This is a genomic window from Campylobacter gastrosuis (assembly GCF_030249845.1).
Taxonomy (GTDB): Bacteria; Campylobacterota; Campylobacteria; order Campylobacterales; family Campylobacteraceae; genus Campylobacter_A; species Campylobacter_A gastrosuis.
The window spans coordinates 45,049-71,378 of the sequence record NZ_JANURM010000004.1 but is presented as its reverse complement, the minus strand read 5'-3'; the positions used below and the strand labels follow the sequence as shown (position 1 = coordinate 71,378).

Annotated in this window: 26 protein-coding genes; 7 read left to right on the top strand and 19 right to left on the bottom strand. The window is 39.0% G+C overall.

The window, feature by feature from the left end:
* Positions 1-39 precede the first annotated feature (39 nt).
* The 7 genes from NYG85_RS05130 (at position 40) to NYG85_RS05100 (ending at position 6,428) form a co-directional block, all read left to right on the top strand.
* Positions 40-606 (top strand): phosphoribosylanthranilate isomerase, encoded by a 567-nt coding sequence (locus tag NYG85_RS05130; protein WP_284937517.1) that lies wholly within the window; start codon positions 40-42, stop codon positions 604-606.
* A complete protein-coding gene (locus NYG85_RS05125) occupies positions 599-2,857 on the top strand; it encodes an AAA family ATPase (RefSeq protein ID WP_284937418.1) in 2,259 nt (752 codons plus the stop codon). The genes NYG85_RS05130 and NYG85_RS05125 overlap by 8 nt, the downstream gene beginning before the upstream one ends.
* A gap of 39 nt (positions 2,858-2,896) precedes the next feature.
* Complete coding sequence (gene trpB, locus NYG85_RS05120) at positions 2,897-4,078, top strand: tryptophan synthase subunit beta (protein WP_284937417.1); 1,182 nt, start codon at positions 2,897-2,899, stop codon at positions 4,076-4,078.
* Positions 4,071-4,823: a tryptophan synthase subunit alpha gene (trpA, locus tag NYG85_RS05115; protein ID WP_284937416.1), complete on the top strand. Its 753-nt coding sequence runs from the start codon at positions 4,071-4,073 to the stop codon at positions 4,821-4,823. The genes trpB and trpA overlap by 8 nt, the downstream gene beginning before the upstream one ends.
* Before the next feature lie 65 nt (positions 4,824-4,888).
* The gene (locus tag NYG85_RS05110) at positions 4,889-5,308 is read left to right on the top strand and encodes a chemotaxis protein CheX (protein ID WP_284937415.1); all 420 of its coding nucleotides are present in this window, start codon (positions 4,889-4,891) and stop codon (positions 5,306-5,308) included.
* Positions 5,305-5,622: a flagellar motor switch protein FliN gene (fliN, locus tag NYG85_RS05105; protein ID WP_284937414.1), complete on the top strand. Its 318-nt coding sequence runs from the start codon at positions 5,305-5,307 to the stop codon at positions 5,620-5,622. Before NYG85_RS05110 ends, fliN begins: the two co-directional genes overlap by 4 nt.
* Positions 5,619-6,428 carry an excinuclease ABC subunit A gene (locus tag NYG85_RS05100; RefSeq protein WP_284937413.1) on the top strand — a complete coding sequence of 270 codons (810 nt, stop codon included), beginning with the start codon at positions 5,619-5,621 and terminating at the stop codon, positions 6,426-6,428. Before fliN ends, NYG85_RS05100 begins: the two co-directional genes overlap by 4 nt.
* 66 nt (positions 6,429-6,494) lie before the next feature.
* Here NYG85_RS05100 and NYG85_RS05095 read toward each other — a convergent pair whose 3' ends face one another.
* The 19 genes from NYG85_RS05095 to argC form a co-directional block, all read right to left on the bottom strand.
* Positions 6,495-6,905 (bottom strand): Fur family transcriptional regulator, encoded by a 411-nt coding sequence (locus NYG85_RS05095; RefSeq protein WP_284937412.1) that lies wholly within the window; start codon positions 6,903-6,905, stop codon positions 6,495-6,497.
* 62 nt (positions 6,906-6,967) lie between these two features.
* Positions 6,968-8,794 carry a 1-deoxy-D-xylulose-5-phosphate synthase gene (dxs, locus tag NYG85_RS05090; RefSeq protein WP_284937411.1) on the bottom strand — a complete coding sequence of 609 codons (1,827 nt, stop codon included), beginning with the start codon at positions 8,792-8,794 and terminating at the stop codon, positions 6,968-6,970.
* 1 nt (position 8,795) lies between these two features.
* Positions 8,796-9,608, bottom strand: coding sequence for a flagellar assembly protein FliH (fliH, locus tag NYG85_RS05085; RefSeq protein ID WP_284937410.1), 813 nt, complete (start codon positions 9,606-9,608; stop codon positions 8,796-8,798).
* Complete coding sequence (fliG, locus tag NYG85_RS05080) at positions 9,605-10,636, bottom strand: flagellar motor switch protein FliG (protein WP_284937409.1); 1,032 nt, start codon at positions 10,634-10,636, stop codon at positions 9,605-9,607. The genes fliH and fliG overlap by 4 nt, the downstream gene beginning before the upstream one ends.
* On the bottom strand, positions 10,636-12,333 hold the full coding sequence (gene fliF, locus NYG85_RS05075) for a flagellar basal-body MS-ring/collar protein FliF (RefSeq protein ID WP_284937408.1): 1,698 nt from the start codon (positions 12,331-12,333) through the stop codon (positions 10,636-10,638). The genes fliG and fliF overlap by 1 nt, the downstream gene beginning before the upstream one ends.
* 4 nt (positions 12,334-12,337) lie before the next feature.
* Positions 12,338-13,426 (bottom strand): histidinol-phosphate transaminase, encoded by a 1,089-nt coding sequence (gene hisC / locus NYG85_RS05070; protein ID WP_284937407.1) that lies wholly within the window; start codon positions 13,424-13,426, stop codon positions 12,338-12,340.
* A complete protein-coding gene (pheA, locus tag NYG85_RS05065; protein WP_284937406.1) occupies positions 13,426-14,502 on the bottom strand; it encodes a prephenate dehydratase in 1,077 nt (358 codons plus the stop codon). The genes hisC and pheA overlap by 1 nt, the downstream gene beginning before the upstream one ends.
* A complete protein-coding gene (gene lysA, locus NYG85_RS05060) occupies positions 14,502-15,704 on the bottom strand; it encodes a diaminopimelate decarboxylase (protein ID WP_284937405.1) in 1,203 nt (400 codons plus the stop codon). The genes pheA and lysA overlap by 1 nt, the downstream gene beginning before the upstream one ends.
* Before the next feature lie 57 nt (positions 15,705-15,761).
* The gene (locus NYG85_RS05055; protein ID WP_284937404.1) at positions 15,762-16,826 is read right to left on the bottom strand and encodes an LptF/LptG family permease; all 1,065 of its coding nucleotides are present in this window, start codon (positions 16,824-16,826) and stop codon (positions 15,762-15,764) included.
* Entirely contained in the window at positions 16,823-17,365 is a 543-nt protein-coding gene (gene pth / locus NYG85_RS05050; RefSeq protein ID WP_284937403.1) for an aminoacyl-tRNA hydrolase, read from the bottom strand. Before pth ends, NYG85_RS05055 begins: the two co-directional genes overlap by 4 nt.
* Before the next feature lie 9 nt (positions 17,366-17,374).
* Positions 17,375-17,911: a 50S ribosomal protein L25/general stress protein Ctc gene (locus tag NYG85_RS05045; RefSeq protein WP_284937402.1), complete on the bottom strand. Its 537-nt coding sequence runs from the start codon at positions 17,909-17,911 to the stop codon at positions 17,375-17,377.
* Between the two features lie 58 nt (positions 17,912-17,969).
* On the bottom strand, positions 17,970-19,166 hold the full coding sequence (locus NYG85_RS05040) for a type IV pilus twitching motility protein PilT (protein WP_284937401.1): 1,197 nt from the start codon (positions 19,164-19,166) through the stop codon (positions 17,970-17,972).
* Entirely contained in the window at positions 19,166-20,158 is a 993-nt protein-coding gene (locus NYG85_RS05035; RefSeq protein WP_284937400.1) for a transaldolase, read from the bottom strand. Before NYG85_RS05035 ends, NYG85_RS05040 begins: the two co-directional genes overlap by 1 nt.
* Positions 20,159-20,170: 12 nt before the next feature.
* Positions 20,171-20,794, bottom strand: coding sequence for a phosphoserine phosphatase SerB (gene serB / locus NYG85_RS05030; protein ID WP_284937399.1), 624 nt, complete (start codon positions 20,792-20,794; stop codon positions 20,171-20,173).
* 16 nt (positions 20,795-20,810) lie between these two features.
* Entirely contained in the window at positions 20,811-21,308 is a 498-nt protein-coding gene (locus tag NYG85_RS05025) for a chemotaxis protein CheW (RefSeq protein ID WP_284937398.1), read from the bottom strand.
* 10 nt (positions 21,309-21,318) lie between these two features.
* On the bottom strand, positions 21,319-23,631 hold the full coding sequence (locus NYG85_RS05020) for a hybrid sensor histidine kinase/response regulator (RefSeq protein WP_284937397.1): 2,313 nt from the start codon (positions 23,629-23,631) through the stop codon (positions 21,319-21,321).
* 9 nt (positions 23,632-23,640) lie between these two features.
* Entirely contained in the window at positions 23,641-24,600 is a 960-nt protein-coding gene (locus tag NYG85_RS05015) for a chemotaxis protein (protein WP_284937396.1), read from the bottom strand.
* Positions 24,600-25,334, bottom strand: coding sequence for a UDP-2,3-diacylglucosamine diphosphatase (locus tag NYG85_RS05010; protein WP_284937395.1), 735 nt, complete (start codon positions 25,332-25,334; stop codon positions 24,600-24,602). Before NYG85_RS05010 ends, NYG85_RS05015 begins: the two co-directional genes overlap by 1 nt.
* Positions 25,328-26,329 (bottom strand): N-acetyl-gamma-glutamyl-phosphate reductase, encoded by a 1,002-nt coding sequence (argC, locus tag NYG85_RS05005; protein WP_284937394.1) that lies wholly within the window; start codon positions 26,327-26,329, stop codon positions 25,328-25,330. The genes NYG85_RS05010 and argC overlap by 7 nt, the downstream gene beginning before the upstream one ends.
* Between the last annotated feature and the right edge of the window lies 1 nt (position 26,330).

Genomic DNA, 26,330 nt, shown 5'->3' with positions numbered 1-26,330 from the left:
CTTTCTTACACATTTGGCTATGAGAGTGGCGAGTATGAAGTGCCTGAATTTAATAGCTTGTCGCAAGGACTGGCTCTGCCAGTTCGCGAAGTCCATAAGGGGACCCCACTTGTGGGGACTTTAGGTGGGTCAAGGGAGTGTAACTCCTTGTCGCAAGGACTGGCTCTGCCAGTTCGCGAAGTCCAAAATGACTGCGAAATAATGGAGATAGCCGAGTTTTGCGGACTTGATTTAGCACAAATTCACGGGCAGATTAGTGAGAATTTATATCTAAATTTAAAGGATTTGGGTTGTGAAATTTGGCAGGCTTTAAGCGTTGGCGAAGTGTTACCAAATGTAACAAAATTTGCCGACCTTGCGCTTTATGACTGCAAGGGCGAAAATTTAGGTGGCAACGGCAAGAGCTTTAACTGGAATTTGCTTAAAAATTTAAAGCCTTTTAGCTTTGGACTTGCTGGTGGCATTGGCGAAGAAAACGTGAGTGAAGCACTGAAATTTAGCCCAAAAATCATTGACATAAACAGCAAAGTTGAAGATGAAAACCTGCAAAAAATCCCAGAGAAAGTTGAGAGAATTTTACAAATTATAAAGGCTTATAATGTTTGAAAATTTTTGTAAATTAAACGTGCAAGGAAAATGTTTTCAAAATGAAACAATTTTGGAATTTTTTAAAGAAAATCATCATAGATTTTGCTTAATTTACGGCAAAAACGGGAGTGGTAAAAGCACCATTTCACAGGCATTTAATGCATTAAAAACTAATGATCTAAATTTCATAACAAGCAAAATTTTAGATAATAGCAACCAAGAAATAGAGCTTACACAATATCAAAAAGATCAAATTTTTGTCTTTAATGAAAAATATATTGATGAAAAAATCAAAATTAAAGATGATGGATTAGACACAATAGTGTTAATTGGAGATGCCGTAGAGCTAGATACTAAGCTTAAAAAACTACAAAACATCTGTGATTTAAAGACAAATAGAAAAAACGAATACGAAAACAGGCTTAAAATATATAGCGAAATCCAAAACACCGATAACCCACAAAAATATGAAAATAAAATAATAGAAATTTTAAAAGCCGAATTTGCCGAAAGAGAAAGAGATATTTTAGGAAACAAAAATAAAAATTTACAAAATAAAACAATATATTTTGCAAAAGATATTTTTGAAAATTACGCCACACAAGCAGACAAAGAGCAACTAAAAGGTGAATTTAATAACAAACTAAGTGAATATCAAAAAATAAGAAACGATATAAGTTTTGATAATAAAATAGAACAAATTAATATAAATGACATTAAAAGGCTTTTGTCATATCAAGTAAAACAAACATCGCTTAATGAGGAGCAAGAACAAATAAAACAGGCTATACAAAATGAAGAGGTTACGCGAAACATTATGAGTAGCAATAGGGAGATTTGTCCATATTGTTTTTCAAAATTAACAAACGAATATAAACAAGAAATTTTATCTATTTTAGAAAATATCTTTAACAAAGATATACAAAATCATAAACAAGAGTTAGAAAATCAAAAAATTTTATTTAATAATTTTCAAATTCCAGAGCAAACGAATGAACTAGACGATAAACTATTTAGTGACACAAGGTTAAAACTAGAAGAGTTTAAAAAACAACTAAATTCAAAAATAGATGAAAAAATTAAAAGACCATTTGTGCCATTAGTCTTAGATGAAAATTTTGCAGATGAAATTAATCAAAAATTAGCGATTTTAGAGAAAAAAAGAGAAGAATTTCAAGAGCAAAAAGCAAAGTCAAATGAGTTAAAAACCAAATTAGAGATATTAAATAACCAATTAGCCTTTTTGCAAATAGAGCAAGACTTTAAAGATTATCAAGAAAAGCTAAGAAATAAAAATGATTTAGAGAGCAAAAATGCTCACAACAACAAACGCTTAGAGTGCATAAAAAAACTTCAAGAGCAGTTAAACTCACAAAAAGCACAGATAAAAATAGCACAAGAGCAGATTAACAAACATCTAAAATATATATTTTTTGATGAAAATAGATTGCAACTTGAAATAAAAGATGAGCAATATGTTTTAAAATCAAAACAAAAAAGCATAAAAGCAAAAGATGTATCTACTGGTGAGCGAAATGCTATTGCACTTAGCTACTTTTTTACTGAAATTTTTTCTAATGAAAGCGAAAGTGAGCTTTATAAAAAGCCAAAATTTATAGTGATAGATGATCCAATTTCTAGTTTTGATTTTGAAAACAAAGTTGGCATTATGTCGTTTTTAAACTATCAGATAAAACAGATCATCAATAGTTGCAATACAAGTAAAATGATAGTTTTAACACACGATTTAATGAGTGCATTTGATTTACAAAAAATTATTGGGGATTTGCCGTTTTGCCAAAAGGAGCTAAAAGAGCAAAAGATGTTTGATTTTGATAAAAAATATTCAGAATACAAAATGCTTTTGCAAGAAATTTATAATTATGCCAACAACTCAACCGACAACACCAGTAATATAAGTATCGGCAATATTATGAGAAAGGTTTTAGAGGCATTTGGGACTTTTAATTATCAGTGTGGTATAGATAAAATCGTAACAGATGAATTAATTACATCAAATTTACAACCAGAAGAGAAAAAATATTTTGAAAATTTAATGTATCGTTTGGTTCTACACGGCGAAAGTCACGCAGAAAACAGGACAAAAGCTCTTGATTTTTTCTCACACATTAGCCAAGATGAAAAGATAAAAACTGCAAAGGATGTTTTATCGCTTTTATATTTATTACATAAAACGCATTTGCAAAAATATCTAAGTGATTCACAAGTAGAAAATATAAAAGAGTGGTCAAAGTCGTGCAAAAATTAAGAAAATTTCAAATAAAATAGCTAAGCAAAAAGGATAAAAATGAACCCAAAATCATACTTCGGAAATTACGGCGGGCAGTTTGTGCCTGAAACTGCGATGTTTGCGCTTGATGAGTTAGAAAATGCGTATGAAAAAATCGCAAAAACGAGCGAATTTAAAGCCGAGCTTGATGATTTGCTTAAAAATTATGTCGGTCGCCCAAGCCCACTTTATCACGCAAAACGCCTCTCAAAGCACTACGGACACGAGATTTACTTAAAGCGTGAAGACCTAAATCACACGGGTGCTCACAAGATAAACAACGCCCTAGCACAAGCACTTTTGGCAAAAAAAATGGGCAAAAAGAAAATCCTAGCCGAAACCGGCGCTGGTCAGCACGGCGTTGCGACTGCGACTGCGGCAGCACTTTTGGGCTTAGAGTGCGACGTTTATATGGGCGCGGTTGATATCGCTAGGCAGGAGCTAAACGCCTACCGAATGAAGCTTCTTGGCGCAAATTTGGTAAGCATAGATGAGGGCTTAAAAACGCTAAAAGAGGCGACAACGGCTGCCATTCAGGCGTGGGTAAATGAGATTGAGAGCGTATTTTACGTCATCGGCTCAGCAGTTGGTCCGCACCCTTATCCGATGATCGTTAGGGATTTTCAAAACGTGATCGGACGTGAAACCAAGGCACAGCTAAACGAACACGGCGTCAAAGCCGATTACATCATCGCTTGTGTTGGCGGTGGTAGCAATGCGATTGGAATTTTTAATGAATTTTTAGCTGACACTAGCGTCCGTTTAGTAGGCATTGAAGCTGGTGGGCTTGGGGCGGACACGCCATATCACGCAGCCACGCTTACAAACGGCAGGGACGGCATTATCCACGGAATGAAAACGATCGTTTTGCAGGATAAATTTGGTATGATTGATGAGGTTCATAGCATTTCAGCTGGGCTTGACTATCCGGGCGTTGGGCCGCAGCACGCTCATTTACACACGAGTGGTCGCGTAAAATACGAAGCCATAACCGATGATGAGTGCATAAACGCCCTAAAACTTCTAAGCCGTTTAGAGGGCATAATCCCAGCCATTGAAAGCTCACACGCGCTAGCCTATCTTGAAAAACTCTGCCCAAATTTAAGCGAAAAAAAGACAATCATCGTAAATATTTCAGGCAGAGGCGATAAGGATATAAACACAATTATGAGCTATGAAAAAGGAAAAATTTATGGATAAAATCGCAAAAGCATTTAACGGCAAAAAGGCAAATATCGGCTATATCGTGGCTGGTTATCCAAGCGTTGAGCATACAAAAGAGTTTTTGGCAAACTACGATGAGAGCTGCCTTGACCTACTTGAACTTGGAATTCCCTACTCTGATCCACTCGCTGATGGCAAACTAATTGCCGAGGCTAGTTTTAGCACGGCCGCAAAGGGCGTAAATACCGATACGATCTTTGAAATTTTAGATGATTGCAAGGGTAAATTTCACAAGCCAATCGTATTTTTAGTCTATTTTAACCTTATCTTTGCTTATGGCACTGAAAATTTCATCAAAAAAAGCGCAGAGTGCGGTGTTAGCGGATTTATCATACCAGATCTGCCTTTTGAAGAAAACGGCGAAGTTTTTGAGCTTTGTAAAAAATACAACCTAGCTCTCGTGCCACTAATTAGCGTGACATCAGCTTACAGGACTGATGAAATTTTAACTCGTGGCAGTGGCTTTATCTATGCTATCGGAGCCATTGGCGTAAGTGGCTCAAAGTCCGCTGGGCACGAGCGTTTGGCTAAGTTAGTCGGCGAGTTAAAGCAAAAAAGCGACCTGCCAGTTGCCGTTGGCTTTGGTATAAAAAACAAAGATGACGTTAAAGCCGTAAAATCATATGCAAACGGCGCGATAATAGGCACACAGATTGTAAAATTAACAGCAAATTTTAGCGGCAAAGAGCTAAATGAAAAGATAAGTGAGCTTTTTGGCTAAATTTAGAGTGAATTTATAAACATAAAAGTATAATAAAAAATAAATCGAAACCCAAAGGGGAGAGTATGAAATCTATTGTAGATAGTGCGGTAAAATTTCTTTGCACCAAGACGCTAGGCTTTGAAGTAGAGAGCGCAAACACGCTAGGCAAGGGCTTTTATGGTTCAAGCATACCACTTTATAAAGACGGCGTGGAGTTTCATTTTTATCTATTTTTTAAAAAAGATACACTAAAACACTTTGCAAGGGCATTTTTTGGCTCAAAAGATTTGCAAGATGCCGATTTAGACGACCTTTGTAAAGAGATTGCAAATCAAATTGTCGGCAAGGCAAAGATTATTTTAAGCGAAACTGACGGCAGTAATTATAAGCTTGGCACACCTGAATTTTTAGGCGAAGTGGCAAATTTTAACGTCAAACTTGATGAAAAACTAATCTATAAAATGAAAAACCGCACATTTAGCATAGGATTTAAAAGGGTATGAACGAAGAAGAAGCGATAGAAACGCTAGGTCACATCGGACTTTTTAAGAGTTACGATGAGCTTATGGACATTAGCGTTGATTTTATAGCCGAGCTTGGCACGACCACAATAAGCATAAATGAGCTTTTAAAATTTGAGCCGGGCTCGGTCATTGACCTTGAAAAACCAGCTGGTGAGAGCGTGGAGCTATACATAAATAACAGAATTTTTGGCAAGGGCGAAGTTATGGTTTATGAGCGAAATTTGGCGATTCGTATCAATGAAATTTTAGACTCAAAATCAGTAATTCAATACTTCAAAAAAGAGCTTTTATGAGAATTTTCGCACTCGTTTTTATGCTTATCGCACCACTTTTTGCTACAAATTTACTCACTTATAACGTCTATGAGCGAAACGACAGGGTTGATATAATGCTAAGTTTTGATGCACCTTATGAGGGCAATATCTTTCAAAGACGCACAAAAGATAGAACCTCAATCGTGCTAAACTCCCTAAACTACGAGCAAAACATCAACAAAGCCATAAATTCGCCAATCGTGCAGGAGTTAGAAATTGAGCCGACCCAAAGCTCACTAATTATAAATTTAAAATCAAGCGATCAAATCATCGTAAGTGCCTCAAAGGCAATTGACGGCTTTGGTTTAAGGATTAGAGTCACACCAAATGCCGATTTGGCAAATATCCCACAAGCTAGTGTAAAAATAGAACAACAAAGGCAAAATAGCGATGAGAGCGTGATTGACACACGCTACATTGTGGTGCTTTTGGTGCTTTTTGGTCTGCTTTTAGCACTCTTTGTGCTTAAAAAATTCGTGCTAAATGGCAAAAAATCAAACTCAATGAGCTGGCTTACAAAAAACCAAAACGCAAAGGTTGATATACTTTATGAGCGATACCTTGATAGGCAAAATAAGGTCGTGCTTTTAAGCTATGAGAACCGAAAATTCCTAGTTTTAGTAGGCACCTCAAATGTCTTACTTGATAGCTTTGGCGAGGATAAAATTCAAAACGAAGAGGACTTTGCAACATTTTTTGAAGAGAATAAAAAGCGACTTGGCAACTACCTGCAAGACAGGCAAAACAGCATAAACAGCTACAAAGATAGATTAAACGTGGAGTAAAGCCGTTTGGCTTTACATACAATTATAAATTTAATTCGTGCTAAATGGCAAAATAAGCTAACTTATTTACATACAATTTTTGCAGGTTTTTACGCTAGCGACTATGTTTAGGCTCTCTACGATATTACCCAGCTTCTTTTCAAGTCGCTCCTGATACTCGCTAAGCCCAGCATCATCGTAAGATAGGTCGCTCACACAGCCACAGCCCTCGCAAACAACGTGGATATGCGGATATTCATAGATATCATATCGTGGTTTTTGATTTACGATATTTACCTCAATGACAAGCCCCTCATCTTTTAATGTGTTTAAATTTTTATAAACGGTGGCAAGTGAAACTGACGGGCTATCTTTTTTAATCTCGTCATAAAGCTCATCAATTGTCGGGTGCGTGTGCTTGTCTAAAATTTTTAAAACGCTAAGCCTTTGAGGCGTAACTTTAAGACCAAAACGTTTTAACAACGAAACGTGTTGCATCAAACTCCTTTTAAAAAATTTTCAAAATATACAAAAATAGTGCTTAAAAAGCTCTTTATTAATTAATATAAATTATCGTTTGTAATCTTATCGGCGATCTGCTCGGCTAAAATTCCAAGACTTTGCTCAACCAAATTTGCACTGCCGTGAGTGATAAATTTATCATCATACTCAAAACTTACAATTTTGACATCAAAAATTTTATGGGATTGTAAAAATCCAGCCAAAATTTCGCCAACACCGCCCTTTTTCACGCTGTCGCTGATGATATACCACCTTTTGTGCTTTTTGGCTAAATCAAGCAAAAGTGCCTCATCAAGCGGTTTAATGAAAACTAAATCAACCAAAGTCGTGCTAAATGGCAGAATTTTACCTACCTCGTTTGCCTTGCCAACGCCGTTGCCATAGCCGATTAAAGCGACATCACTGCTACCGCTGCTTAAAATTTCGCCCCTGCCAAGCGTGAAATTTTTAGCACCAAACTCCGCCTCATCAAGCAAAAACGCACCACGAGGATACCTAAATGCACTCACGCCCTTGTAATCGTAGGCAAACTGCATTGCAAGTTTTAGAGAATTTTCAGACCTTGGGGCAAAAAGCACAATATTTGGGATTAAATTAAGATAGCTAATATCAAAAACGCCCTGATGAGTTTCGCCGTCCTCGCCCACAATCCCAGCCCTATCCATAGCAAAGGTCATATTTAAATTTAAGATACAAGCATCGTGGATAATCTGGTCGTATGCACGTTGAAGAAAGGTTGAATAAATCACGACAAACGGCTTAAAGCCCTCTTTTGCCATTGCTGCCATTGAGGTTACGGCGTGCTGTTCGGCAATAGCAACGTCCCAAAAACGCTCTGGATAGGCTTCAATCAGTGCGTCCATACCAGTGCCAGTAGGCATTGCTGCTGTTACGCCAACGATATCCTTATGTTCGCCTGCCATTTTTAAAAGATGCTCGCTAAAAATAGCTGTTGGCGATTTTTTGGTGCTACTTTTTTTAATCACTTCGCCACTTTCTAAATCAAATGGCGATACGCCGTGCCAACTAGCAAAATGCCCCTCAGCCTTCTCATAGCCCTTGCCTTTTAGGGTTTGAGCGTGGATAATTACTGGCTTTTTCATCGTTTTTGCCGTCTTAAATGTGGCAATTAGGTCGCTTAAATCGTGCCCATTAACTGGGCCAATGTATTCAAGTCCAAGCTCCTCAAAGAAAATTCCGGGCGTAATAAGCCTAATGCCCTCCTCCATCCGCCTAGCCATATAGTTTGCAGAATCTGGCATATAGCTTAGAATTTTCTCCACTCCGCTTTTAAATTTCTGATACGCCTCGCCAGCCATTATATGACTTAAATACTTGCTTAACGCACCAATTGGCTTACTTATACTCATCTCATTGTCGTTTAAAATAATCACGCAAGGATATTTGCGGTCGCCAAGCTCATTTAACGCCTCATACGCCATACCAGCACTCATTGAGCCATCGCCAATTAGTGCGACTGGCAAGCGGTCTTCGCCCTTTAAATTTATAGCCTTTGCAGCACCGACAGCAAGAGATATAGAAGTAGAGCTATGCCCTGCTATGAAGTAATCAGCACTGCTTTCTTTTGGCTTTGAAAATCCGCTAATACCGCCAAACTGCCTAAGCGTAGCAAAACTCTCCCAGCGGTCAGTTAAGAGTTTGTGAGCGTAGCACTGGTGGCTGACATCAAAGATAAATGGGTCTTTGCTGACGTCAAAAACGTAGTGCATAGCGACGATTAGCTCAACTGCCCCAATATTTGAGCTAAGATGTCCGCCGTTTTTGCTTACGACTTCTAAAATTCGCGTGCGAATATTCTTGCAAAGTAGCTTTAACTCATCAATGCTGTAATTTTTAATGTCCATTTTAACCTACCAAATTTGTTAGCTTCTCAAATCGTGATAAAATCGTGCCGTCAATGTTACCAGCCTCGCTAGTAATGACTACTCCGCCCTTGCTTATGGCGTCATCGGCTTCTATTTTTATGTGATTTTTGCCTTTGAAATTTTGAGTTAAATACTCGCTATCGCTTGGATTTACACGAAGTGTGATGTCTTTTGCGTCCTTAATCTCGCCTAAAAGCGTCTTTGCAAGATTAAAGGCGATTTTTGATGAGTGCTGCGAAATTTCACTCTCAATAACCTGTTTTGCGACATTTATTGCTGTTTTAGCAAGCTCATCCTCGTTTTTAGCCACAAACTCATCAAGGGCGTCAAATTTGGCTGAAATTTTAGCCACAGATGAGTTAAACCGCTCGTTTAACTCGGCAATTTTTGCGTCAAAATTTGCACTTGCTTCGTTTAAACCCTCGCTTTTGCCATCCTCAAACGCACGTGAAGTTTGGGCTTCTAGCCTACGATTAAACTCGGCTTCTTGATTTTCTATTTGCATTTGAAGTTTTACGATATTTGTGCTAAGTTCATCGGTTTTTTTAAGAAGCTCCTCAACAAAACTAGCGTCAAACCCGCTGTTTTGAGGTGGCGGTGGTGGCTGGGTTGGCATTTGAGCATAAACTGGTGGCTCGGCTACAAATTCGCTTTTATTTGTCGGCTCATCATCGCTTAAAGGCTCATTTTCAGGCTCTGCTTGTCTAATCTCTGTGCCTAAAACCTTAAATCGGTAGTTTTCAACAAAGTGCTTTCTGACACTTTCGTTTGTAATTACGCTACTATTTCTCATTCTATCATCTCATCGGCTTCGCCTACTTGGAATACGCCCTGTTCTGCTAGGGCTTGAACGGCTTCAACAATCTTTCTTTGTGCCTCTTCAACATCCTTAACCCTAACAGCACCAAGATAGCCCATCTCTTCGTTAAACGCATCAGCAGCACGCTGTGACATATTTGCTAAAAATTTATCTTTTAGAGCTGGGTTACTACCTTTTAGGGCGACCATAAGGTCTTTTTTCTCCACATTTTTTAAAATTTCACGAATAGCAGCGGCGTTAAGATTGATGATATCTTCAAAGGTAAACATAAGCTCTTTAATCGTAGTAGCAAGCTTCTCATCGGCTTGTTCAATGTAAGAGATTGTGTCTTTTGATGCCTTTTGACCGAGCCTATTTAGCATTTCAGCAACAGCCCTTGGACCACCAACCTCAACCTTATACGAAGTAAGGCTTTCAAGTTTACCCTCTAAAACGGTTGAAACACGCTTGATGATTGAAGGGCTAATATCGCCTAAATTTGCCATTCTTATAACAACATCGCTTCGTAACTCATTTGGGAAGTAGCTAAGCGTTTCAGCAGCCCCAGTAGCGTCCATATGTGCTAGGATTAGGGCGATTGCTTGTGGGTGTTCTTTAACGATAAAGTCGGCAAGTTGTTGTGGTTTGATTTTTGTTAAATAGCCAAAAGATTTGGTGTTCTCCATACTTTTTGCTAATTTATCTAAAATTTTCTGTGCCGTTTCTGGACCGAAGGTGCGGTATAAAATCTCTTTTGCATACTCTAAACCGCCACTTCTCATATATTGATTTGACTGCATTAGAGCGTAAAATTCCTCCAAAATCGCAGCCGCAACCTGCTTGTCAATATTTCTAGCCGTGGCTATGTAACCTGAAATATCAGTGATGACATCAACATCCATATGAGAAAATAGCAAACTTGTTGATTCTTCGCCAAGCTGGATAAGCAAAATCGCAATCTTTTCAGGCATTGAAAGATCATCATAAATTAGCTTTTGCTGTTCGGTTAATTTTATTGCCATTAAAGCTCCTTGCGGACATTAAATTCGCTGTCGTTTTTAACCATATCTTGCAGTAAAATCGCAATCTCCTCGTTTCTCTCTTGGATTATGGTTCGCATTTTTTCTAAAAGCACGTCGTATTTTAGCTCATCCTCGTTAAACTCGCCAGTAAGTCCTAACTGCTCCTCAACCTTTTTCTTAGCCGCTTTAAATTTCTCTAAGCTATCTTCATCATCTACTTCAAGGTCTTCAAGCTGTTCGCCTAAATCCTCCTCATCTTCTTTGACATCTTCAAGCATTTTTTGCATAAATACAACGATGACTTTTTTGTAAAAAATGTAAAGCAAAATAGCTGCAAAAATGTATTTAAATATCGGCATAAACGGCGTTACATAATCTTGCATAAAGCCATCAACCTTTTGAGTGGTCGTGGTGTGATCTGTAACTTTAAACTCAAAATTATCAAGCGTGACCTCATCGCCACGATTTGCGTTAAAGCCAATTGCTTGCTTGATTAAATTTGTAATTGACGCCTTTTGAGCATCCGTTAAAGGCACGAATTCTAGCTCTTTTGTGGTAGCGCCGCTCTCATCTTTTTTAAACTGATACGCCCCATCAACCACAACAGCTGCTGAAACCCTATTAATCGTGGCAAACTGCCCCTTTACGCTTGTGATTTTCTTTGAAATTTCGTAGTTTGTTTGCTGTGAGCTTTTGTTGTATTGCTCGGTTAGTTTGTTATCATCAAGCCCTTCAACTGGGCCAATATTACTAACCGCACCCGGCACACCCTGAATGTCGTTTGCACTTCTGCCTTGCCTTTTTTCTTCAATATTGCTCTCGCTTCTAACGACGTTATTTGGGTCATAAACTTCGCTTTGGCTATCCTTTTTATCAAAGTCAAACTCAATATTTACCTTTGCGACAACCTTATCCACACCGCCGACAATCGGGGCTAGGACATTTATGATTTTTTGTTCGTAATTGTTTTCAAACTCACGCTTATATCGTATCTGTTGTGCGATCAGATCGCTATCAAAGCCCTCTCCTTCTTCGCCAAGCGCGATGCCATCACTGCTTACGATTTTGACATTTTCAAGGCTTAAATTTGTAACACTTGCAGCGACTAAATTTTTAATGCCAAAAATTTGCTTTTGCCCCAAAGCGCCGCCAGATTTTAGCTCAACAACAACCGAAGCCGTAGGCGGACTTTGGCGTTCGGTAAAAACACTCTCTTTTGGCAGGGCAATACGCACGCTAGCCTTGGCAATCGGTGCTAGGCTCTCAATCGTTCGTGCTAGCTCGCCCTCTAAGGCGCGCTGATATTTTACACGCTGTTCGGCATCAGTCGCGCCAAATTCCTGCTTGTCAAAAATTTCAAAGCCGATTTTGCTCTCTTTTGGAATTCCAAGCGTGGCAACGGCGATTCGCTCCTTATAAACATCAGCATTTGGCACTAAAATCGTGCCTTCGTTTGCAAGTTTATAACTTACGCCATCCTTGTTTAGCTGGTCAATTATTAACGCTGTGTCGTTTGGGCTAATGTTTTCAAAAAGCACGCTATAACCAGCGTAGCTGTCGCTTTTTGACTTAAACATCGTAAGAAATACCAAAAAACCCACGACTACGACTATTGAGCTAGCTATGACAATTTTTTGTTTTAGCGATAGCTTTTGGTAAAGCTGACTGATTTGATTAAGTAGAGCCTTAAAATCCATATTTTTACTTTAAAATTTCACGCAACTTGTTTAAAACTATCTCATTTTGTTCTGGTGTGCCAATCGTGATACGAACGGCGTCTAGCCCATAACTTGCTAAATTTCGTAAAATCACGCCCTGTTTTAAAAGTTTGTCGCAAATTTGTGTGCTATTAGCAAATTTTATCGTGATAAAATTCGTAAAACTAGGTATAAACGAAACGCCAATTTCATCGCAAAAACGCTCATAAACGCCCATTTGCTCAAAGTTATTTTCAAATGTTTTTTTAACAAAATCATCATCGCCCAACGCCACAATTGCCGATTTTAGGCTAAGCGTGGTGATATTAAACGGAGCGCGAAGTTTGGCTAGTTCATTTATGATAAACTCATCGGCAATGCCGTATCCAACGCGCATACCGCCAAGTCCGTAAGATTTAGAAAACGTGCCTAAAAATATTGCGTTTTTAAAATTTTTAATCAAATCGCTAGGATCTATCGCCTTTTTTGCGTCCTTAAATTTTGCAAAATCATTGTAAGCGCCGTCAATTACAATCAATGTATCTGGCGAAATTTCACGCATAAAAGCATAAACATCGCTAACATCTAAGCACTCGCCAAGCGGGTTGTTTGGCAAACACAAAAATATGGCTGCGATTTTGTCTTTGTTTTGCTTGTAAATTTCAAGCATTTGGTTTAAATCGTGCGTTTGAGATGGCGTTTTTATCGTTTTTGCACCTAGATGAGAGGCGTAAATTTCATACATTGCAAAGGTTATGCCAGCCGTTAAAATCGCATTTTTTTCGTTTAAAACGACGTGAGCGATAAACTCAATGATCTGATCGCTCCCAGAGCCGATGATTAGGTTTTTTGGCGTGACGCTAAATTTAGCAGATAGCGCCTCTTTTAGCTCAAAATAGCTATCATCTGGATAAAGATGAGCCTTGTTTGAAGCGTTTTTTAGGGCGTTTTTTACAAGTGGGCTTGTGCCAAATGGGTTTTCGTTACTTGCTAGTTTGATGACATCTTTTATGCCGTATTCTCGCACGACAAGCTCAATTGGCTTGCCAGCTTCGTAATTTTTTAAATTTTTTAAAACTTCGTTAAAAACCATTATAAATCTCCGTCAAGATAACTGCCAAGCCACTTAATCTCTATGCCTTGGTCTGTGGCTAAATTTATGGCGTTTTGCACGCTCTCATCATCAATGTGTCCGTCAAAATCTATAAAAAACATAAAGTCAAATTTACGCTGTTTTACTGGGCGACTTTCTAGTTTTGTTAGGTTTATGTTTTCATCTTTAAAAATTCTAAGCAAATCAGCAAGTCCGCCCGGTTTGTGGGCAGTTTTGGCTAGGATTGAGGTTTTAAAGTGGCTATTTTTGGCGTTTTTAAAGTCGCTTAGGATTAAAAATCTCGTGCGATTTGCAAGATTATCCTCAATCGTTTCAAATAAAATTGGCACGTTGTAAATTTTAGCGGCTATTTTTGAGCAAATCGCAGCTGAATTTGGATCCTTTGAAGCCAAAAATGCCGCCTCTGCTGTTGATTTTGACGGCACAAAATTTATATTACTTAAAAGGTGGCTTTCAAGAAAATTTCGGCACTGATTATAGCCTTGTGGGTGCGAATAAATGGTCTTTATGTCCTTTAAATTCTCGCTTTGGCTAACAAAGCTGTGATGAATATCAAGGTAAATTTCAGCCACGATTTTTACATTCTCAAAACTAGCAAGGCAGTCAAGTGTCGCCCCAACCGCACCTTCGGTGTTATTCTCAATTGGCACAACGCCGTATTTTACCTCTTTTTGCGATAGTTTTGTAAAAACTGAATTAATCGTCGCAAGTGGCAGATACTCGCTCATCGCACCAAAACGACTCTCTGCTGCTTGATGGGTGTAGGTGCCCTCAGGTCCAAGATAGGCGACTTTTTGTGGCATTTCAAGATTTCTTGAAACGGCAAAAATTTCAAGGTAAATCGCCTCAATTGCAGCCTTGTTTAAAAGTCCGCCCTTTACGCTTTGTAGGCGGTTTAAAATGGCTTTTTCACGCTCTGGGCGGTAGATTGACGCACCGCTTGATTTTTTTAACTCGCCGATTTTTTTGACAAATTTCATACGTTCATTTAGTTTTTCTAAGATTAAATCATCAATCTCATCAATATTTTTTCGTAAATCGTTTAACTCTTGCATTAGTTTAAAAACTCCGTTTCAAGTGCGATTAAATCCTCAAATTTCTCACGGCGGCGAATTAACCTGTCCTTGCCGTCTTCTATGCCAATCTCGGCAGCACGAGGGCGTGTGTTGTAGTTTGAGCTCATTGAAAAGCCGTAAGCACCGGCACTTTTAATCAAAATCAAATCGCCACTTTGACACTTTGGCAGGTTTAAATTTTTAGCCAAAAAGTCGCCACTTTCGCAAATTGGACCAACGATATCGCAAGGCGAGATTTGCTCATTTTTACCTAAAAATTCCACGCCGTGATGAGCATCATAAAGGCTTGGGCGGATTAAATCATTCATCGCTGCATCAACGACAACAAAGCGTCTATTTTTATTAAATTTCTCGTATAAAACGCTACTTAAAAGCACGCCAGCGTTGCCGACAATAAACCTGCCCGGCTCGCAAACTATCGTGACATCAAGCCCCTTTAACGCCGCTAAAATCCCCTGTGCGTAGTCGTATAAACTCACATTTTGCTCATCATCATAAACAATGCCGACACCGCCACCGACGTCAAAAAATTTAATGTCAATTTCAAGTGCTTTAAGCTCAGAAACGACCTTTGCGACGATATTTGCCGCCTCAATTATTGAGCTAATCTCGGTAATTTGAGAACCGATATGAAAATGCACGCCAACTGGCTCAATGTGAGCTGAATTTTTAGCCTTTAAATACATTTTTTTAGCACTCATCACATCAACGCCGAATTTATTCTCATTAAGTCCAGTTGAAATGTAAGGGTGCGTTTTAGCATCAACATCTGGGTTTATTCTAATGCTAATCCTTGCCGTTTTATTTAGCTCTTTTGCGATGGCACAAACCCTGTCAAGCTCGGCTTCGCTCTCTAAATTTAGCATTAAAATATTGCTATTTAGGGCAGTTTTTATCTCATCATCGCTCTTGCCAACTCCGCTAAAAATCACCTGATACGGCTTAGCACCAGCCATTAAAGCACGTTTTACCTCGCCTATGCTAACGCAATCAAACCCAGCCCCTAAATTTGCTAAATGTCTTAAAATGCTTAAATTTGAGTTTGCCTTTACAGCGTAGCAAACGAGAGATTTTCTACCGCTAAATGCGTTTTTTAGCTCATTGTAACGCTCTTTAATGTGGTTAAAATCGTAAATGTAAAGTGGGGTGCCATATTTTTGTGCCAAACCTTTATAATCCATAAAAAAAGCCTTTGTTTAAATGGGGTTTATTTTATAAAAAAAATGCCAAAATTTGGCTTAACAATGGCGTTTAAAAAGGTAAAAAGCGTAGATAAAAAGCAAAATAACTGGCAGCAAAATGCCAATCTCGGCAAAAATCACGCCAGAGCTTGAAAATTTTGCCAAAACAAATGAAATTCCCCAAAAAATCAGCGTAGCCAAAACGCAGATAAAACTTGAAATCGCAAGGTTAAAAAATCGCCCAGAAACTGGCAGATGATAGTAAATAATAAGCAGTAAAAGCGGCGCAAAGAGTGGCGCAAACACCAAAGAGTAAAGTGTTGATTTTGCCGTATTTAGCGAAGTGCCTTCATCCTTAAACGTGCTAATAAAATCAAGTGCATCAAGTGCATTTAGGCTGGTTTTTTCGCTGCTGTTTGCACTTACGATGCTTTTTGGCGTGAAATTTTTAAGAGTATTTAGCTCGGTTTTATTTGAAATTTCAAGTCCAGCCTCGCCGACCTTTAAAATTTTTGGCAAAATCGTAACATTTGCTTCGCTTAAACTCCACTCATCGCCTAAAAATTTAGCACTTTTTGCGAATGTAACGCCATTTAACTCAGTCTGATTTATATCAAAAATCACGACATCTTGCATAGTTTGATTTAGTGAGTTTAGCTCTTTTATGTAGATGAATTTTTTATCAAATTTCACGAAAGTGTCGTTTGTGTTTTGCGCGAAATTTAGCCCCTTAAAAATCAGCCTTTGATAGTTTTGAGCGTAGGCAAATGGTGTGAAATTTAGGGCAATCAAACAAAGCGTAATGATAATGGATATAAAAAACGGCGGTAAAATAAAGCTATTTTTGCTAATACCAAGCGCATAAAGGCTGACAAGCTCATTTTGCCTGACCATATTAATTTGAGCGATGATAATGCCAAAAACAAGCGAGATAGGCAAAACGTAAGAAATCGCCGTGAGTGCCGTCATACCGACATAAAGCAGTTGCAGGTTTGCCGATTTTGGCAGGTCTTTTAAATTTGTAAGCAAATCAATACCAAGATAAAAGAGCAAAAGCGATAAAAAAACAATCAAAAACGCCTTAAAATAGGCAAATCCGATATATCTAGCGTATAATCTCACCTTATGCCCTTGCGTGAAAATTTCTGATTTATCGTGGTAATATCGCTTTTTAAAAGCTCTAAGAGGGCTGTTTTTGTGTAGTTTAAAATTTCATTTAACAGCTCTTTTTCATCATTGCTAAACTCGCCAAGCACGAAATTTTTAGCCTCGCCGCCTCGCCCGATACCAATCCTAACTCGCTCATAATCAGCGCCGATTAGGTTGTCAATTGACTTTATGCCGTTGTGTCCGCCGCTACTGCCACCTTTTTTAAATTTAACCGCTCCAAAGCCTAAATCCAAATCATCGTGGATAACGATAATCCGACTTGGTTTATAAAAGTCATTTACCGCTTTTACGCTGTTGCCTGAAAGATTCATATAAGTTTGTGGTTTTAGGAGCAAAAGGTCTTTAAATTTGTAGAGTTCGCCCTGAAATTTTGTGCTAGAAACGTCTGTAAAATCTGTGGTTTTTAGCCTGTCAATTAGCATAAATCCAACATTATGCCTAGTATTTTCGTATTGTTTTGTGGGGTTTCCAAGCCCCACGATAAGCGTCATCAACTAGCCTTATCTAGCTTTGATAACTCCAAGAACAGCCACTCTGTCAGCCTCAACCATACTAACACCAGCTGGAACCTTAATGTCACGAACCAAAATCGTATCATCAATGTCAAGTTTGCTTACATCAACGTCAAATGAATTTGGTAAATTTTCAGCCGTGCATTTTACTGCGATTCTGCGTTTTGACTGGATTAAAACGCCCTTATTTTTAAGACCAATTGGTGTGCCAAAAGGCTTAACTGGGATCATATATTTTGACACAACGCCCGGTAGTGCTACTTTAAGATCCACGTGTTTTAGGTCGTTTGTTACAACATCTCTTTGATAATCAACGATAACAACGTTATAAACCTTACCGCCAACCTTTACATCAAACGCAAGGGTCTCTTTTTTTCTAGCCTCTTTGATAAACTCATTTACCTTAAAAGCGGCTGATATATTCTCTAATCCCTTACCATAAATGTTTGCGATTAGATAACCATCTCTTCTTAAAGCCTTACTAGACTTTTTGCCGATACTCTCTCTAACGATTCCTTCTAACATCGTCATCCTTTCAATAAAATAAGTCGCTGATTTTAGCTAAAAATTTATAAATTTTAGTTTAGTCCTCTAATGTTTTTAGGGCGATTATACCTTCAACTGGCTTGTTGTCGCGTCTTGTGCCGATTTCTAAGTCTGATTTTGCAAGGTTTGCATTTTTGATTTTTATCTCTAAATCGTTTGGTCGTGACGCCTTTTCAAGTGCCTCGTCTTTATCTATCGTGCCTTCATCGTAAAGTTCAAGCAGGTGCTGGTCAAACGTCTGCATACCATAGGTGTTTTTGCTATCTGCGATGGCTGAGAAAATTTCATCTTCTCTACCACTTGTGATGATATCTCTAATCCTGATATTTTTTATAAGCACCTCAACGGCGGCACGGCGTTTGTTATCCTTTGTGCGGACTAGACGCTGAGAGATGATAGCGGTTAAAACCGAAGCTAGGGTCATTTTTACGCGGTTTTGCTCTTCTTTGGCAAACATACCGACGATACGACCAATTGTCTCTTTTGCGTCAAGCGTGTGAAGCGTAGAAAGCACCAAGTGCCCAGTCTCAGCGGCGTGAAGTGCTGTCTCAATCGTCTCTAAATCACGCATCTCGCCGACAAAAATCACATCTGGGTCTTCACGAAGCGCAGCCCTTAATGCATCTGAAAATTTCAGTGCGTCCTGTCCGATTGAGCGTTGATTTATTAGGCACTGCTCATCGCTATAAACGTATTCAATCGGGTCTTCAATCGTGATAATATGGCGTTTTTTGGTCTTATTTATGTGATTTATCATACTAGCTAGGGTCGTGGTTTTACCGCTACCCGTCGGGCCAGTAACTAAGATAATGCCACGATGAGAGTTGTCGCAAATTTTTCTAATGATTTGAGGCAGTTTTAGCTCCTCAATGGTCGGTAGCTTTGTAGGGATCGTCCTAAAAACCGCTGAAACGCCGTCCATTTGAAAGAAAATATTTACACGAAATCGGTAATCATCGTTTAATTTGTGCGTAAAATCCACGCTTCTGTGTTCTACAAGCTCCTTAAAATTCGTTCTAAGTAGCTCTTTTGCTAAAACAAGTCCGTCCTCACGGCTTAAAATTTTATCGCTCATTATCTGCATTTCGCCATTAAATCGCCCACGAATGTGGCTGTTTGACTTAACGTGAAGGTCGCTACCGCCACGCTTTACAAGGTCTAGCAAGTAGCCATTTAGCTCATCTCTTAGCCTAAAATCCAGCTTTGAAACATCAACATCATAAAAACTTTGCATCAAAGCTCCTTTAAAATTTCATCAAAAGCCACGACAAACGCCTTTAATCCATCATCCATAAGCTCTTTGTAGGCTTTATTTATATCAATACCAGCCGATTTTATGGCACTAAAAAACTCATTAATCTCTGCTTCATCCGCTGGGTCTTTTTGATGAGAATTCTCTTTAATAAACGCCTTTATCGTATCAAGCGGGGCTGTGTTTATGGTGTTTTCAAACATCAACTCACGCACGTAATAATCGGCTCTAAGCTCGTTGCCTTTAACGCCGGTGCTTGCAAAAAGTGTGCGGACATTTGCTAGATTTGCCTTGCTAATTAGGTGGTAGATTTTGGTTGCGTTTAAAATTCCAACCTTTGCCGTTGGTAAATTTTTAGCCTTTAAATCTGCGTCTAATAATCTATCAAATCTGCTTACAAACACGCTTATCACGCCCTTTGGTAGCGGTGTGTCTGGCATAGTTTTAGCATAAATTTCACTGCCCTCTTTAAAGGCGTCAATACAGCCTTGTGCCTGTTCTGGGCTAAAAATAAGCGTGGCATTTACGTTAATGCCCTTTGCCATTAAGGCACTCATCGCCTTAAATCCAGCGTTTGTGGCTGGAATTTTTATCATCACATTTGGCATTTTTATAAGGCTAAAAAGTCTCTCGCCCTCTTTAATCGTGGCGTCCGTGTCGTTTGCTAAATTTGGATCAACCTCAATGCTAACAAAGCCGTCATCGCCATTTGCGAAATTTTTAAGCAGTTTATTTGCAGCGATTTTAATGTCTAAAACGGCTAGGGTTTCATAAAGTGCCTTTTTATCGCCAATACCAGAGTGCTTGGCACTTTGCTTGTAAATTTCACTGCTAAATGCAGATTTAAATATGGCTGGATTGCTCGTTGCGCCGTTAATCACGCACCTGTCAATCAAATCACAAAACTCGCCCTTTAAAAATTCACGCTCAATAAAATCGCACCACAATGAAAATTTTATGGCATTGTTATACATTTTAGCCCCCAATTAAATATATTTTAAAATTTCTCGCAAATCTTTTTTTTCAATGCAATAAGTGGCTTGTTTTTTTAAAATTTCATTTGCACAAAATGCGAAATTTAGCCTTGAATGCTTAAACATTGAAATGTCGTTTGCGCCGTCTCCAACGCACATCGTTTCGCTTTGTGAAATGTCTAAAATTTTTTGCAGTCTTAAAAGCATTTCGCCTTTTGAGAAGTCAAACATCATCTCGCCACCGACCGAGCCACTTAAAATCCCGTCCTTGTGATGAAGTATGTTTGCAAAATTTATGTCAAATCCAAGTCGCTCTTGCATAGCGTTTGTGCCGGTTTTAAAGCCACCGCTAAATACAACAACCTTAATCCCACGCTCTTTTAAATTTAAAATCAGCTCCCTTGCACCATTCATCTCTGGCAGGTCGCTACAAATCTCTTTTACTCTTGATAAAGGCATACCCTTTAAAAGAGCAACTCTGTGTGTCAAACTCTCGTAAAAATCAAGCTCGCCAGCCATTGCTCTTTTTGTGATCGCCTTTACCTCATCGCCAACTCCATAATCAGAGGCGAGAAAATCTATCGTCTCGCCGTCCATTAATGTGGAGTCAAAATCAAATACGCAAAGTTTTATCAAAATGCACCTTTAAATTTTAAAAATCACGCTTTAAAAGTGCTTCAACTTTTAAGATAGTAAGGATGTTTTGATCTCGTTTGCCGATACCATAAATCATACCCTTATCTTTTACCAAAGTCTCTGGTGGCGGGTCAATCCTGTTTCTATTTATGCGGATAGCCTCTGTTAGCCTATCAATGACAAATCCAGCGATATTTTCATTATCTTTCATAACAATATATCTTGTCGTGGCACTCTGTTTGCTTGCATTTAGCGAAAATCTCTTTCGTAAATCAATGAGCGGGATTACGTTACCACGTAGATTAAATACGCCTAAAACATACTCAGGCACGCTAGGCACACGAGTAAATTCTATCGGTTTAATAATCTCTTGGATATTTAAAATCGGTATAGCATACTCCTCCTCGCCAACGACAAAGCCGACAAGCTGGATAATATCCTCGCCGTTTCTTACTATCGGCTCTTCAATCTGTTTTTTCTGTTTTTGTAAGACTTCATTTAGTTTATTACTCATATCTTACTCCCTATGGTAACTTAATATTTTTTCTAACAACGTTTTCAAGGTATTCTGATGAGTATGGTTTAGTGATATACTCAGTCATACCGACCTCTACGCCACGTAATCTATCGGTCTTTGAAGTCCTTGAAGTAACGGCAATGAGCGGTAAATTTCTGTATTTTGAGTATTTACGAATTTCACCAGCAAGTGTGTAGCCGTCCATTCTAGGCATCTCAATGTCAATTAAAATCGCATCAAATGCGTGTTCGCCTGATTTGATGATATTTAGGGCTTCAACGCCATTTGTCGCCTCAATAATCGTTACGCCAGTTGGTTCAAGCGACTTTTGCATTATCGTCCTATCCATTTTTGAGTCATCAACGATTAAAACCTTATAATCGCTTGGTTTTTCTTTGACATTTTTAGCCTCAGCGTCCATTTCAGCCCTGATATTTACCTTAATATCCTTTGCCATCTCCATCATAGCAGCGACATCAATAATTAATGTAACGCGTCCATCGCCACGGATTGTAGCACCTGCAATGCCCGGTATATTTTGTAAATAATCGCCCATTGACTTAATAACAATCTCTTCTTGTCCTACAAGCGTATCAACGATAATGCCAAGCTTTGCTTCTGCAACACCGATGATAACGACATAGGTTTGATCTCCGCCGTCAAAGACTTTATTTACACCAAATACATCTGAAAGGCGGACAAGCGAAAGCACCTCATCTCTTAAACGAAGCACGTTTTTGCCGTCAATCGTGTAAATATCATCAATCGGCACACGAACGGTTTCAAGAACGCTAGCAAGCGGTATAGCATAAAATTCCTCTTGCGTGCCAACGAGCAATGACTGAATAATGGCAAGTGTAAGTGGAATTTTAAGCTTCATAACGGTGCCTTTGCCCACTTCGCTCTCAATGTCAATAATGCCGTTTAGCTTTTCAATATTTGTCTTAACAACGTCCATACCGACGCCACGACCGCTTACATTTGTAACCTTTGCAGCCGTTGAAAAGCCCGGCTTAAAGATAAGGCTAAACGCCTCTTTATCGCTCATAGCGTCCGCTTCACGCTCGGTGATAATGCCTTTTTCTATTGATTTTGCCTTTAACATCATCGCATCAAGACCCTTGCCATCATCAACGATCTCAATAACGATGTGGTTGCCCTCGTTGTAAGCTTTAAGCTGGACTAAGCCCTTTTCTGGCTTGCCTGCTGCCTTTCTAACCTCAGGGTCTTCAACGCCGTGGTCGCAAGAATTTCTAATAATATGCACCAGCGGGTCGCCAATCTCTTCAACAATTGACTTATCAAGCTCGGTTTCTTCACCTGAAATTTCAAGGTCAATTTGCTTGCCAAGCTCACGGCTTAAATCCCTAATCATACGTGGGAATTTGTTAAACACCTTTGCAATTGGTAGCATTCTGGTTTTCATAACGGCTAATTGAATATCTGTCGTAACTAGGCTTAGGCTTGAAACGACCTGATTTAGCTCTTCAAGGAATTTCTCGCCCTCATATCGCTCTTCAACATCATCGTAAATTTTTAAAAGCCTGTTTTTGCCAAGCACTAATTCGCCAATTAGGTTCATTAAGTGGTCAAGCCTTTTAACCTCAACACGAATTGTCTGCTCTTGTGCTACACCGCCTGCTTGTGCTGGGACTTTTTTATCGCCATCATCATCTTTTTTAGCTGGGGCTGGGCGAGGGGCTGGGGCTGGGGTAGGTTTAGGGGCTGGTGCCTCGCTTGATTTACTTGCACGTCTAGCCTGATCTTCTGCCTTTCTAACCTTTAAAAGCCTTTCAATCTCAGCCTCAACCTCATCATCGCTAAGGCTTGATAAATCCTCATCGCTTATCTCTTTTTCTGGCTCAGCTGGGGCTACTGGCTCTGGCGCTGGTGCTGGCTGGGCTGCTGGGGCTACGATATGCTCAGCGTCGCCTTCGCTAATTGCGGTTAGGCGTTTGCAAATATCTGAAATTTCAATGCCAGCGTCGGTGTCGTTGCCGTGATCTCTAATGCTGTGTAAAAGCCCTTTCATCATATCAACTGATTCAAGCACCACGTCCATAACCTCTGGCGTGATTTTTAGCTCATCTTTTCTAGCTTTATTAAGCACGTCCTCCATATGGTGAGTAAGCTTTGTTAAAACGTCAAAATTTAAGAAGCTTGAACTACCTTTAACGGTGTGTGCAACACGAAAAATTCTATTTAAAAGCTCCAAATCCTCAGGGTTTGCTTCAAGCTCAACAAGGTCGTGATCAATTTGCTCAATAAGTTCAAAGGCTTCAACTAAGAAGTCTTCCATTATCTCTCTTATATCATCCATAAATCACTCCTATTTGGCTGGTTTTGAGTGTGCTTCAATGACTTTTAGCACCTCTTGATAAAATACGCTTGCGTCAAATTTTGTAAGATAAGCAGCCCCGCCCGCCTCTCTGCTTTGAATTTCGCTAAATTCATTGCTTAAAGATGAGCTAAATACGATAGGGATTGACTTAAATCTCTCATCATTTTTTACATTTGAAGCAAAGTGATAGCCGTCCATTTGAGGCATCTCAATGTCGCTTAAAATCACCCTTAACTCTTTTGTGATATTATCGCCAAATCGCTCGTAAAGCTCTTGCAATCTTTCAAGTCCCTCAACGCCGTTTTTGGCCTCAGTAACGGTTAATCCCATTTTTTCAAGTGCGTCTTTAACGAGCTTTCTAGCTGTTGAGCTATCATCTAAAACTAGGGCTAAACCTCTTACCTTTTTATTATCATCAATGTCAAAGTCAATTTTTGGCGAGTAAATTCCAAGCTCCTCAACAATGCTTTCAAGGTCTAAAATCAGCAAAACTTCGTCATTTTCAATGCGAGTTACGCCGGTGATTTTGCCCTTATCAAGTGTGCCTGAACCTGAGCCAGAAGCAAAACTGGCTGGTTCAATATCCTTCCAGTTAATGCGTCTAATTCGCTTTGCTTCGTGAACGATAAAGCCGATTAAAATACCGCTAAATTCAGCGATGATAACACGTGGTTTTATGCTAACTTCGCTCGTTGGCTCAACGATATTCATCCATTTTGCCAAATTTATAACCGGTATAACAACACCACGAAGGTCAAAAATGCCCTCAATATACGCCGGGACACCCGGTAGCTCGGTTAGATTTGGCATCTTAATGATCTCACGCACCTTTGCAACATTTACGCCGTAAATGCCCTCATAGACCTTTTTTTCGGTCTTTTTAAAGATACGAAAATCAACAAGTTCCATCTCGTTTGAGCCCGTTTTTAACATTTCGTCTCCAAACATCAATGTCCTTTCAGATTTTTTTGCATAAATTCTATCTTATGATTTTGGCATTTTACTATAAAAAAGCTTTGCTCGCACGCAAAAGTAGGTAAATTTATATAAAATTTTTCGTTAATGTCAAAAATTTCGCCCTGATGATAGTGCCCTTCAATGACAAAATCAGCGTTGTAATGACGCATTTTAGGGGTTATAAAGGCTTTGAAGTTTTTAATTTTATAGTCTAATTTTTTCTTTGTTAGTGCTTTTAAGATTGACTTTGAAATTTTAAAATCAAGCAAAATATCAAGAAAATTCATAAATCTCAAAAACCATTTTAAACGCAAAAATAAAAGCGCGTATTTGCTAAAAAATGGCAAAAAATTATCGCCGTGTGCGATCTGGGCAGATTTTTTTTCATTCTGACTAATGATAAAAAATTCCACCGGCTGTTTTGAAATTTCATAAATTTTTACATTTTTAAAGAGATTTTTTAGCCTAAAATCGTGGTTGCCCTCAATGTAAAAAACATCTATTTTAAGTGCGATTTGCTCTATTAAATCTATGTATTTTGCGTAAAATTTAGCCGTGTAGTCGCCATAACCTGTTAAAAAATCAAAAATATCGCCCATTAAAAAAAGCTGTGTGGCTAAGATTTTATCGCTATTTATAAGCTCTAAAAAGCTTAGAAATTCCGTGCGGTTTTCATTTACGTGAGCGTCAGCTACAAAAACCGCGCCGTTTTTTATCTCTAACAAAACTGACTTACCACGCTAAGCCCTAAACTCTCGTCAAATCCGCACATTAAATTTGCGTTTGCAACGGCTTGTGAGCTAGCGCCCTTTAAGAGATTATCAATGGCTGAGTTTATGAAAATTTTATCGTCCTTAACCATTGCAAAAATATCGCAAAAGTGCGTCCCTGCCACGTTTTTAACGCTAACTGGCTCGGTGCGAATGCGGATAAACTTCTCATCTTTATAAAACTCATTTAGCACTTCAAGCGGATTAATCCTAGCCCTTAGCCTTGCGTAAGCTGAAATTAGCATACCACGAGTAAGCGGGACTAAGTGTGGCACAAAAAGCACATTTACGCTCTTACTTGCCGCTGTGCTTAGGTGCTGGGCTATCTCATCGGCGTGGCGGTGGGTTATTGGGTTGTAGGCGTTTAAATTTTCATTTACGCTTACAAAATGCGTGGTGGTGCTTGGCTTTTTACCAGCACCGCTAACTCCGCTTTTTGCGTCTATTATCACGCCAAAATCTGTATCAATGTATGGCAAAAACGGCAAAACCGCTAAGATTGAAGCGGTCGGATAGCAACCCGGATTTGCTAAAATTTTAGCGTTTTTTATGGCTTGCCTGTTTAGCTCAGTTAGTCCATAAACTGCGTTTTTTAGGTTAAGAGTGTCTAAATGTTCGCCGTAATTTTTCTCATAATTTGCTAAATTTAGCCTATAATCAGCCGAGAGATCAACCACCTTTACGCCGTTACTAAGCAAAATTTTAGCATACCCCATAGCCTCTTTGTGTGGCAGGGCTAAAAAGACTAAATCGCAAAATTTTGAGGCATCACTCGCATTTGCGACACTTACTTTAAAATCAAAAACGCCTTTAAGTGAACTAAAAATTTCATCTATCTTGCCCTCACTACTTGCGCCTAGATATGAGATCTCAAATTTTGGGTGATTTAGCAAAATTCTAATTAGCTCAAAGCCCGTATATCCGCTAACTCCGATGATACCAACCCTCATC